We start from the raw sequence: 13,032 nt of genomic DNA on the forward strand, positions 1-13,032 counted from the left end.
TGGCTTAATTGTTTATAGTCGACAGACATTGGAAGGATACTTCGTCACGCCTCATTCATGTATATAAGGATATATTTCGCTCGTTGTTCCTTGTCTGCTTCTCAATTCTATCGACTATATAGCATAAAACACTATATTAGTCAATAAAGCTGACATTTATTTAAATGACATAGAAATAACGCCTTACATATAAACAAGTGTTTCTGTTTCAATAATGAGTAATGATTTAATAATTTTATGCTTTGGATACATATCCTTGAGCCATGTGGCATAGCGTTCTAATTGGTCTTGGTAATTTTCTAATTCATGATGGTACGTTTTAAAATCAATGATCGTAATTTTGTCATCTTGAATCACAAGGCGATCAATACGTCCTTCAACAAATTGACCTTTCCAATGACCCATTAAGGGAATTTCACCATAAGAATGATTCCCAAAAAAATCTGTATATATTGGATTTTCTAAAATATTTTTAACTTTGGGTAAAAATTCTAATAAAATGGGGCGTAAATCAGCATCTTGATGCTCTATCCAATTATGCGCAAAATCGTCTTGCTCAGTTTTCTGGATTTTGGGTAATAGATGTAATAATTGATGTAATTTTGTACCAATATGCTGTGATTTTTGCGCGTTTAAAGGTGATGTACCAGCATTTTTCTTTATTGTTTCTACACGTACAGATGGAATGAAATCAGCCCAATCAGGTAATATTATTTCCTTTTGAGGTACTAATTTTGGCTTAACGAAAGATAATACATTGTTTTGTTGTGTTGTTACAAAAGGATCATTTTTAAAGCTATAAAGCCCACCAAGATAATTATACGTGTCCGACAATGATTTAATATTTTCAGGTTCGACGAATGTTTCAATGCCGCGTTGGACTAATTTATACCAGGATAAATCATTTATTTTATCAGTGTTGGATGATCCCATAATGTAAAGCTGATCTTGGGCGCGAGTTAAGGCGACATATAAAAGACGTGCATGTTCATCTTCGACTTTGCTTAAATGTTTTGCTTTAAGGTCTGACAGATAATTGCTTTTTGCCTCAGCTTTTAAAAGTAAGGGGGCGCCTTCGTCAGTCGTAATATAATCGGGTTGACGTGCCATGGGCGGCGACACAGTGTCAGGTAAAAAAACAATAGGGGCTTGAAGACCTTTGGCGCCATGAACGGTCATGATGCGTATTTGATTTTGATTTGGATCGTCTAATTCTCGCTTAAGTTCAATCGATGTTTTTTTGATCCAATCAATAAAGCCTTGCAACCCACTTAAATGCGTTTTTTCATAATTTTGTAAGATGGTGATAAAAGCATCAATCGATTCCTTGGATTCATGCCCTAAACGCGCCAATAATTTTTGTAGTCCTTTTTGTGAATATAAAATATGGGTATAAAATTCGAATGGACTTAAACGAATGGCATCCTGGATATAGGTGCTTAAAAATGCATATAAATCAGTATGTTGAATGGATATTGCATCCCAAAGATTTGATTCTCTACTTGCAAAATTTAATAATTGATCATCATCCCAATTGAAGAAGGGCGATTTAAGTAAGCTCGCTAAAAGTAAATCATCGTAAGGATGAAGGCAAAATTCGCCAAGACAGAGCAGGTCTTGAATCGCAAGTTCTTCCAATAAAATCAGACGGTCACAACCAGCAATAGGGATGTCATGTGTTTTTAATGATTTGACGATCTCATTCATCAATCCGCCGCGTTTGCGCACCAGAATAAGAATATCTTTGGGCTGAATGGGTAATCCTGTCGAAGCCAATATTGTTTGGTTGTCTAACCAGTTTTTTATTTGGGTTGTTAATTGATCTACAAGAATGGAACGTGGGGATTGTGTAAGGATTGCATCATGTTGTGGTATTGGCCAAGCATCGATTTCTTTTTTGGTAATTGGTGTGATGATGGGGAAAAGCGTGATTTGGCCCAATGCTTCTTTACGCGCGGGTTTATGGAGAATGCTCATTTCACCAAGACTATCGGGTAAAGTGCTTTGGTTAAACACGGCATCGACCAGTTTTAAGATCGATGGTGCTGATCTATAACATGTATCTAATTTAATATTAGCGATATGTTTCGCGTTTAATGCCGCTTTTTGTTTTAAATGCTGTTCGGTTGCGTGGAATAATTTAGGGTCAACACCTTGAAAACTATAGATTGATTGTTTAGGGTCGCCAACCACGAATAAGGAACAAGGTCGCGTTTTTTGACTATCAAAAAATTCATCTGTTAACGCGTTTAAAATGCTCCATTGGAGATGATTGGTATCTTGCGCCTCATCGACTAATATATGGTCGATTTGGTGATCTAGTTTATAAAGAATCCAAGGGGCGATCGTAGGTTTTTGAAGCAATTCAGTTGTTTTAAGAATCAAATCCTGGTAATCGAGCACTGCTTTTTGTTCTTTTTCCTGCGCATAATTTTTATATATTTCAAGTGCTATGGATAAAAAAGACTTACAGATGTTTAAAAATATAAGATTATTTTTTTGTTGCAGGTAATCTTTAACCCGTTTTGCTTCTTCCTCAAGCAATCTGGTGCCCTCTGGCCATAAAGATACTAATTTTTGGGTTAAGAATTTTTTGCGGATTTCACCTTCTTTGGTAAGAAAAAGGGTGGCTAAAAGAGATGAATCCTGGATATCATTTTGCAGCAAAAATTGTTCTAAAGGGGCGATTGTTGATTGTTCTTTGGCAGTTCCTTGAGAAGCAATAAGGATCCATTGTCTGTACAACAATTCTTTGTTTTTAAATATGGACCAAAATTGATCATCAATTGAAATATCTGTTTGATCAGGATCTAAATTAAAATTCTGAAATAAGTGTGTTTCAAAAGCTGATTTTTCGCGGTTATCCATCATTTTTTGTAAAAATTGAGGCGATGTATGAATCAGCGAAGTTATCTTTTCTTGAAAACTTTGTGCATTAAAATGTAACGCAATTTGGGGATCATAATTTTTTGTACTGTAACAATGTGCTAATTGCTTTTTAATAGCATTTTGAATGAGTTCTTGCGCATTTTGTTCGTCAATAATTTGAAAATTAGGGGCAATCCCTGCTTCAAACGGAAATTGTTGCAACAAAGATTGCGCAAAAGAATGGATCGTTTGAATTTTAAGGCTATGAATTTTTTCAATTAAAACAGAAAAAAGTTGTTTAGCGTGATTCAGGATTTCAGTGTCAGGTGTAAACCCAAAAAGATTTGTTAGTTCATCTTGTAATTGATCGAGGCTTAATGTTTGCCAAGTGGATGCTTTGCTTAAAATACGTTGCCGCATTTCGTTCGCTGCAGCTTTAGTAAAAGTTAAGCATAAAATACGTTCGGGTTCTATGTGGTGTAATAAAAGTGATAGAACCCGATCGGTCAGGATTTTTGTTTTACCAGAACCTGCAGAGGCTGATACCCAGCAGGATTGATAAGGGTCTAAGCTTATGGGTAGGTTATCAATCGAAAAGGGCAGCTGCTTTAAAAGGGATTGATTCATGCTTAATTTGCCAAAAACTTTTTCATTCTGGTTTATAGCATGCTTTTAGTAAAAATTTTATATTTTTCTAAAGGGCATCAACCAGAAAGTGGAAGATCCACATGTTCTGTCTCGCTTGCAAAAACAAGCTATTATGAATATTAGACTTCTTTCGAAACGTAGGAAGTTGTCGTATTTTTGCGTTCTTTCGCTATATAACTTAATTTAGAAATTGAAAATATTAAGAAGCTGTAGGTATTATCATTATCTTCCTGAATCGGTCAGAACCCATTGGGTTCAAGCCAGATCCAGGAAAAAAAGTGTAAAAATCTAATCGAGGATAGTATTATTCACAATCGGATGATTATTTTCATCAATCGCGTTTAAAATACCCAATTTAGTTAACAACAAGGCCATACAAAAATTACTGCTTGTTTCAACTTGTTCATCCAATAAAAGCATATCTAAATCAATAACTGATGTATCAATGCCCATACCCTTTAATTGATCTGCAGCCGCAATACCTAACAAATGATTTATAATATTTTTACCAGTATTAGGGTCAATAATGCTTAATTTATCCTCATCAATCATCTTGTTAAAGTGGTTAATGAGTTTGGTTGCAGTAAAATCTTCATGGAAAAGATCTAAAACATCTTGCAAGGATTTTGACGTTATAGTTGATTGATTCATATAAAGATCAAAATTTGGTGTTTTATGCGCATTACACAATCCAATTGCATTCCCTAAAAGACCTTCAATATATCCAATTTGGTGTGGTAAAAAGTTATAAGCTTGCCTTGTTAATTTTTCAGCAATTAAATTGATGCTTTGACGTTTAATATCGATTAATTCTCGTATCATAACAGTTTTAAGACTATCCCATGTTAAAGACATATCTTTATCAATTTTGGTATATTCATACGTTACGTCAACAGCTTTATTAAGTGTATCCGCACGTGCTAATGTCATCAAATTTAGAAGTCCAACAGACCAGCCATTGATAACATAACCACGGACTAATTCACGTAATTTATTCCCTTGTTCGCTGTCAAAATTTTGTAATAAATCGAAGAAATCTTGCCTTTCAACAAATTGACGCATGTCGTCTTGGATCTCAGTAAGTACTCCACGTCCTTGAATATCAGTGACTTTAAGTTTTTGAATGAGGCCTTCAATAGCAATAGACGATAATTGATCACCAAATTTATTGGCAGGTAGATAGATCTCATGAATATCACATAATTTATTGAGATTGTTGTAAAATTCTTCAACATTTGATAATTGTACTAAAATGTTAAGTGCGGATTTTAAGCTTTCTCCTAACGCGTTTTTATTATGTAAGTCGATAGACTTTTCAAGATCAACAATTGATCCCAATAACGCTTTCAAACGAAGTGCATCCTCTGTTTTCAGATCCGTTAAATGTCTACGGAATATATGATTCGCGTTCAACATCGTTGAAATGAGTGTGATCATTTCTTTTCTTGAGAGTTCAAAGGATGATAAATCAGTATTAAACATATGACCAGATACCAATAAATGTGGCACAAGGCTTGACATTTGATTTCTAGATATTTTAAAAGAGGATAAATCTGCATCAGATATGTAAGGATTATTTGTTTCTTGAAGACGTATCAACCAATCAGTTACATTTTTGAGTTCAGCCAAACAAAGCGGTTTAGACTCAATCGAATAATGATCCCAAATCGCCTGGTTTTTACCTTGTTTACATTGGCGCATATCCGTTATTAAATAAGCGAGTTTCTTTTGACCTTTTCCACCTTCCGTTGTTTTAAATTTTTCAGGCTCCATGTTTTTAAATTTTTTAACCATTGCTTGAAGCATCATTGATTCTTCTGAAAAAGGGGCTACAAAATAACTTCTAAAAATCGCATCGTAATTTTCAAGATCAGAATTATCTGATACACCTTTTGTTATATCATCCATAGCATCACCGAGAATTAATTTCACATCTTCAAGTGTCGCTAAAGGTTCTTGACTTATGGGTAGATACTTAAATATTTCTGGATTAATAGCAAAACGAAACGTTTGGTTGTTTTCTTCGAATGTTAATGCTGTAGCAGATGGATTATGCACATAAGGATCTTTAAGCTTTAAAAGCAAATCTGCATAGACTTTTATTGCACCGCCACTCGGACTACCATCACGTGCGTATAAAAGAATCAATTCTTGGACACGAGGATTTTCATCACCAAAATGATCGATTATGTTTTCGCAAAGTTGTTGTTTTTGATTGTTTGTTATTACTCTCCAATGTTCACTTATAAAGTGATTGAATTCTTCTTGGAAAGGCGTACCAAATGCTATATAAGCTCTTAATTTAAGATCCATATTGCTAGGTTCTTCAGAAATGCGTCTTTGAAATGCAACAATCAATATTGATTCATACTCCATTCTAAAATGTGCATTCCTCATTATTAGATCCGTTGCTTCATCACGAATTTCTTTTTCTGATGCATTTTGAGTAAAATCTAAAAGAAGAAGAAATAATTTGTCACGCTGTTCCATTGTAATATTTTGATTCTTCAAAATAAACTTTATCACTAAATGTTTTTCTAATGAATTTTCTTCATTTCGAATAAGATCTAATATTGAATTTATTAATGTATTTAGGTCCTTTTTATCGATTTTAAATCGAAGCCAAATATCATTGCTATTACTTACATCTAATAACAATTTAATCAATGTACTACAATGATTATTTCGATTTTCTACATCATTCAATAAAATAATAAGTGCGGATAATTTAAAATATTCATTTTTCGTATTTATAGCAAAATTTAAAATCTCACTTTTCACGATATTCAATTTATTTTCTTTAATTTCTTGATTTTTAAACAACGTTTCAAGAACTTTAAATTGATTTAATTCATGATTTGACCAACGATCAAGTTCAGATTGAACAAATATATTAAAATATTTATCTTGAGCTACAGATGCTCCCCAAAGTATTTCAGCAGAATAATATTTTATTATTTTATCATTTGTTGTATGAAATATCTTTGAAAGAAAATCTTTGAGATCTTTATCATAATTATTTGTTTCTCTAGCAAATTTCTTTATTACATTAATTTCTTCTATTTTATTATATTTATCATTTTCAGATTCAATGTAATTAAAAATTTTACTAATTAATTCATTAAATTTTTTATTTTTATATTCAGTATTTTTTAATCTATTTAAATACTTATTAAGAATTTTAATTTTATTATTTTTATTATTTACACATTGATCGAATTCGTATTGAAAAAAAATATCAAAAGTTTCAAAATTTTCTTCTATTGTCGTATCTTTTTTTATAAATTCGAAATATTTTGATTTAATTTCTTCATCTTTTGTATTTTTAAATAGGTTAAGAAGAATTGATTCTAATGTTTTACGATGCATAAATTTTACAGAATCGTTAGAAAAAATTCGCTTAAATTCTATATATTTTTGATGTTCATCAAGTTCATTTTTAATATAATCTAACTTAATATTAACCAATTCATCTAAATTTAAAAAATTTGCTCTTCTGTCATTCCATAGAATTTCAAAAGCATTAAATTTTATTTTCTTATTGTTTGCATTCTTGGCAATGTTTAAAAATAAAGGAACTAAATCAGATTGATTAAAATGCTTTTTCATAAAATTTTGATCAGAAACAAGTTCAGAAAAAAGATTATCATCTTGAGATTGTTGAAAAATATTTAAAAGAATGGAAATAACTTCTTTGTTCAGAAATGTTGAAGTTGAAAGGGTTAAAAGATTTTTACAAGCATCAATCCGTTTATGCTCAGATGCTGAAATATTTTGTGCGATAGCTGTAAGTTCCTTAACAGATAAAGAGGTAATTTCAATTGTATTGTCGACACCACCAGCAAATACAACAAAAGCAGGGGATGATATAAGAATTGAAAGTGTTAATATCGTTTTTTTCATTTTTAGATAATCCTTTGTTTTTTAATCAGATTTGTTTTTATTTAAAATGCGCACATTGAAAGCATAAAAAAATTCTTAATTATAGTGTCATATTTAATAAAAATTTTGCATACAGGTTAAATATTTAAAATAGGTTAGTATGAATGACTTATTCTGTCAAGTTTTCATTAACGCTAACTAAAAATAGATTAAAGCCTTCTTATAAAAGATTCAAATAATTTTTATAAAAATCAAAATAAAAATTGATTTTTCTTTTTAATCTTCACTTTTGCTTAATTTTTTATATTGTATATTAATTATCAAAAGCAATAGAATTTTAAAAAAACTATTGTCGATCACCCCATTCATCAATACGCGAAAGATGTCGATAAGGATCATAGATGGGTGCTTTTTCAGGGATCGGATGCACAAGATAAGGCGTTTCAGGATTATCGTAGTAATTTAGAAGTGTTATTAAATTGTCTGCAATATCAGGTAATAAAACATCCAAATCTTCTTTGAAATGCCTAATTTCAGCTTTATCTTCTTTGGCTTTTAGACGCCATAAAGAAAGATTTAATTGATCGGGATTTATGCTCAATCCAAAACCATTTTTAACAGCAATCAAGGCTTCGATTAATAATTGTCCTGAAAAACCCAGAAGCATATCTTTTTGAAGCGGCAATTGACCTGTTTTGTAATCAATAATTTCAAATTGACCATTATGAAAAAGATCAATCCGATCAGCAATCGCTTTAAGGGTAAAATCGCTTTTGGATAAAGATAATTTTATAAGGCCTTTATGCTCAAGTAACGAGGATTTTACAAAAACACGCCGTTTTATTTCTTCTTCAAAAAACCATTTTAGAATTGATGTAATTGAAGGCTCCCAAAAAAACAAAAGATCTGGCGATAGTTTAAGTGTGTTTATTTTTTGCGTGCCCAGTAACAATAACTTACCGATATCAGCATTGCCCAAAAGACCTATATGATTTTTTTGGAAATCTTCCAATATATTATGCACTAAATTCCCAAAATGCGCAGGCGATGGCTCTTGTTGAATCGGATCCAATTGTTTTAATTTCAGAATATGGCGTGCAAAAATAGCATAAGGGTTGCGTAATAATGTTTCGATTTGGGTGGCGGATAAAGTCCGTGGTCGAAGCGCAAATGAAGGTTTAGGCGCTGGGGGTTTAATATTTATAGATACCGATGGTTGATCTAACAAGCCTGCCCATTCTTTCCAAGACGTTTTGGTCTGAAGCTTATGTTTTAACCCCAAGGTTTCAAGATAATTTTCAAGCTTTAAAAGCCAGCGCGAAGGGAATTGCGGTGATCCATGAATACGCTCTGAACGGGTTAAATAAATTTCTTGTGTGCCAAAAGCTTGGCAGAAATCATGTGCTGATAGTCCTATGCGTCGTTCAATCGGTGGTAATCCAAGGTCGGCACGCATTGCTTTGTTAAGCCATGGATCGCCTTTAATTTCAGGTGGCCAAGATCCTTCATTAAGGCCTGCCAAAATAACCAAGTCGACATTTTGAAGACGTGCTTCAATGGTGCCCCAAATGGCAATTTTAGAATCAAATTGTTTTGGACGATACACTTCTTTGTCAAAAAATTGACGAAGTAAACTTGCATAGGATTGTGGGTCAAAAGCTGGCAAATCACGCGCATCATTTAAGAAGTTTTTAAAGAATTGACTTAAAGACGCTCCTGCGTCACCTTCCCACAAAAGATCGTCTGCAAAATGAATGGCCGTGTTTAAATGTATTTCAATAAGATTTTTTAAATCGGTTGATTCTTTGAATAAAAGCGCATGTAATTCTTTGGTTGTTTTTTGTAGTTTTTCTAAAAAAAGTACAGCTTCAGGATAATCTGGCTGCATTTTTAAGATTAAATCGGATAATGTTAATTTATATTTCCCACGTAAAGCTGTTTGTTCTAAATCCTCTAAAAACAAAGACGTTTCCGGATAAATAAAAGGATGCTTTAAAAAATTCAGCAATAATATGGGTTCAAAATTGCCTTGAATTAAATCGAGTAAAATAAGTAAAAATTGTCCTGCTTGGCTTTGAATTAAAGGCGTTCCATGGGAATCGTCAACTTCTATTTGCCATCTTGCAAGACTTGCTTTGACGCGTCTGACAAGATCACGATCTCCAGTCACAAGCACTGATTTTTTTTGGGCGTCCATGCTTGCTTGTTTAAGGATTAATGCAATGACATTGGCTTCTTCTGTATGATCTTGACAATTCAGATACGTCAAATTGTCCAGAAATCCTAAATTTTCAGGTGGTAATAAGGCGTATTTACCCTTTGGATTAAAAAGAGAAGATAAAAAAGCTGATTGAAATGTTGATTTTTCGGTATTATGCCAAATTTTGATATCGTCTCTATGCCATTGATTTTGATGGCATAATTTACTCAATTGGTGTTGAGGGTGGGTTGGGTGATGTTTAACATGCTGCCAATCGTCTTCCTCCATATCCAAATCGAGGCCTGGCAAAATGACATGACCTTGAGGCAATGCTAGAATTTGCTTCATTAAATGCGCTGTCATTGGAAAAGTGCCCGTCGATCCAGCAATCAGTACAGGATATGCGGGTGGTGAGGAAGCATAAAGATCAATAAGGGCTGAAAACAAATGATTGCGTCGCGCAATAGGATCAAGTTTTTGATTTTCTTCAAGAATATTTGGCCAATGATTGGATATAATCATTAAAAAATCAAGCGTTACTTGCCAATGATTGGCATAGAGCGACGGCACGAGTGTTTGAAGTTTTGAAAGCGGAATATTTTCTGATTGTAATTGATCTAAAAAATTAGAAAGACTTTGGGCGAGTGTAAACGCCTGATCAAAACGATGTAGGCCAATATCTTGTTGTTTACTCCACGCAAAAATAAGATGCGCTAAAATAAATTGTCGTTTAAGGGACGAAATCGACGGTTTAACATTAAAATCATCAAGAAATTCGAGGTCACTTATTTCGATTTGATCGAGTGCAATTTCGCCTAAAGGGATAAGACGCGGTAAAAATAGTGTTTTTTTGTTAAATTTTTCAGCATATTTTTGATAAAACAAAGGCGTAAATTGATGACAAGCTCGTTTACTCGGTAAAAAAATATGAATTTGGCTTAAAATAAGGGGTTCGGCACCATAATTTTCTAAAATGCCGTCAACGAAATAATCTAAAAAAGAAACGCCCGTGGGTATCGTGTATAAGTTCATGTTAAGACTTATAGCATTTTGGATTAGATCTGATAAGAGGCAATATATAAGGATGAATTGCCAAAATTATTCATGCGTAGGCCCTACCAAATCTTTCCATCTTTCTATAAGTCTTAGCTGGAATTGCCGTTCACTATTCTCTTCTGAACTATTATCTGATTCATCATTAAAATGATCAGTTGAACTATCTTCATTTTCAAGAGATAATTTTTCGCTTGCTAAAAGCATTCCAAAAATAGAACTTGCTTGACTAAGCAATACATCAATATTTTCTAATTCTTCTAAAAATTGATTAAAAGTAATTTTTGTACTTTTTGCATTTTCTAATTTTAAGATAATTCTATCAAGATGCTCATTGGTTAAAGTTGAAAATTTCATTAAAACAAATTGTGTTTTTTTTGGCAAATTGACAATGTTAAGCGTTTCTTTTATAACATTTAATTCATGTTGAATGTTATAAGGAAACACGTCAACAGTACTTAAAAAATTATAAAAGTTGTTTTCTTCATTTAAGCAATTGATAAATCGTGTATAAATTATTTTATGATTTTTATCATTAGATTCTTTATGAAGTTTTTTTATTTTATTTTGGATATAATTTTTAAAAAAAGCATTATATATATTCTCTCTTAATATACTTATATTATCTAAAAGATTTGTAATTGTTCTAACATTTGAAAAAAAATAAGATTCTGTATGTTTAGATGGTAACGCGCTTTTATCAGCTAATTCTAAAACAGCGAAATCATTTTCTAAAAATTCAAGTTGTGCATTCATTTCTTTGGGATCATCAGCAAATGCTTCATCACTAGAAAATTCAGAAGAGGTTTCATCATCTGAAGAATCGTTTGCATATAATACAAATGGCGTGTGAAGAATAATACTGAAGGATAATATATAAAAAAATTGACGCATTTTTTGACCTTTTTGTATCTATCTATATTAACTTTAACGTATTGTGATTCTTACACGTCAGATTACGTTGATCAAGTTTCATTATAGAAGATTGTATATTGAAATCACCTAAAAATTCGTGGTCTTTATTTATATTTGATCGAGTGTTATTTTTCTCAAAAGGATAAGGCGCGGTAAAAAAAGCGTTTTCTTGCCAAATTTTTCAACATATTTTCATAAAACAAAGCCGTAAATAAGAAACAATAGATCATAAGTTTGGACTATTAATTTATAAATACTCATGATAAAATGACCCTATTATAAAAAAATTTACCAATTGCCTATTGTTTATAAAGCGAATTTAAAAAAGGATATCAAATGAAGAAAGCAATATTAACTATTTTTTTTACATTTTTTATTTTTTTTAATAATACTATATCTTACGCATCTTTCAAAAACTATGTTTTAAATTTTAAAGATGTTGATGCTAATATTTTAAATGCTAAAGAATTAAACATTATTTTTTTCCATATAGTTGATAATGTTTCTATAGAAAAATCTTCTGAAAAATTTATTTTAAAGTTTCAAATTGATTCTAAAGACGTACAATCAAATATTCAAATTTTACTCAATGATGAATATTTTATCGAAATGGCGCTTACTGATATTGAAAAAAAACCAATTTTGGATTTTATAGATAGAAGCACAAATGATAAAGAAACAATATCATGCTTTAAAGAAATAATAGAAGATGACGAAATACCATTAACAAAAATAACCTTATCTTTTTTATAATAATTTACTATCTATATGAATTAAATGTATTTTTTAGTTTTAATTTTTGGCTATATTTTTTTTTAGAAGCGTATTAGACTTAATAAAGCGTTAAGCTCATAGTGTAGTTTTCAAAGGGATAAGAATATGAAAAAACCAATTTTTTTATTATTTCTTCTTCTTCTTACATCACCTGTTATGGCATCAGGGAGTAACTTTTATTACAAATTAGCATGCTCTATCATGAGGAATTATGTTAAACCTTATGGTGCAAATATTCCTTTTGATTATTTTTTAAACCTTCATCATGCTTCGCAAGGCGGGCATAAAAAAGCGAGAGATAAATTAAAAGACTCTGCACAACATTATCGTAAATATCCTAATTTATTTTTAGGCTACCCAAAGAAAGAGCGTATCGGTATTATACATATTCTTTTTAAATATTTACCTAAAGAATAATAATACCGCAAGTCTGGAATTAGAATTATTAAAAATCAATGGGTTCGTCATTGCGAGTTTCCCACCACCTAAAAGGGTCGGACTTAAAAGGAATGACCAAATTCGCAAACATGTGTATAAAAAGCTTGTGCGACCGGTTCTGTCGCATCTGTGTGAGTTAAGTAAAATTAGATAAACAATCCACCTCTTTTTGATACACTACGCCATTAGAGTGCAAAAATTCTGAAAAGCTGATAACGAAGAATCATGTCCTATGACCTGACCTTTTTGAATCA

The 13,032-nt window shown here is 31.7% G+C and carries 6 protein-coding genes; 2 read left to right on the forward strand and 4 right to left on the reverse strand.

The genetic code is table 11. The features are described 5' to 3' along the window. Positions 1-183 precede the first annotated feature (183 nt). The 4 genes from addA to Q8L85_03880 all read right to left on the reverse strand — a co-directional run bounded on the left by addA (position 184) and on the right by Q8L85_03880 (position 11,545). Positions 184-3,495: a double-strand break repair helicase AddA gene (gene addA, locus Q8L85_03865; protein ID MDP1723817.1), complete on the reverse strand. Its 3,312-nt coding sequence runs from the start codon at positions 3,493-3,495 to the stop codon at positions 184-186. Positions 3,496-3,804: 309 nt separating this feature from the next. Next, positions 3,805-7,419, reverse strand: a complete 3,615-nt coding sequence (locus Q8L85_03870; protein ID MDP1723818.1) for a hypothetical protein — start codon at positions 7,417-7,419, stop codon at positions 3,805-3,807. 325 nt (positions 7,420-7,744) lie between these two features. Further along, positions 7,745-10,630, reverse strand: a complete 2,886-nt coding sequence (locus Q8L85_03875) for a PD-(D/E)XK nuclease family protein (protein MDP1723819.1) — start codon at positions 10,628-10,630, stop codon at positions 7,745-7,747. Between the two features lie 66 nt (positions 10,631-10,696). Further along, a complete protein-coding gene (locus Q8L85_03880) occupies positions 10,697-11,545 on the reverse strand; it encodes a hypothetical protein (GenBank protein MDP1723820.1) in 849 nt (282 codons plus the stop codon). 357 nt (positions 11,546-11,902) lie between these two features. Here Q8L85_03880 and Q8L85_03885 point away from each other — a divergent pair, with 357 nt between their 5' ends. Both Q8L85_03885 and Q8L85_03890 read left to right on the forward strand, forming a co-directional pair. Further along, positions 11,903-12,319 carry a hypothetical protein gene (locus Q8L85_03885; protein MDP1723821.1) on the forward strand — a complete coding sequence of 139 codons (417 nt, stop codon included), beginning with the start codon at positions 11,903-11,905 and terminating at the stop codon, positions 12,317-12,319. Between the two features lie 126 nt (positions 12,320-12,445). Beyond that, entirely contained in the window at positions 12,446-12,757 is a 312-nt protein-coding gene (locus Q8L85_03890; protein ID MDP1723822.1) for a hypothetical protein, read from the forward strand. The last annotated feature ends 275 nt before the right edge of the window (positions 12,758-13,032 follow it).

The sequence above is a fragment of the Alphaproteobacteria bacterium genome, assembly GCA_030680745.1.
Lineage (GTDB): Bacteria > Pseudomonadota > Alphaproteobacteria > JAUXUR01 > JAUXUR01 > JAUXUR01.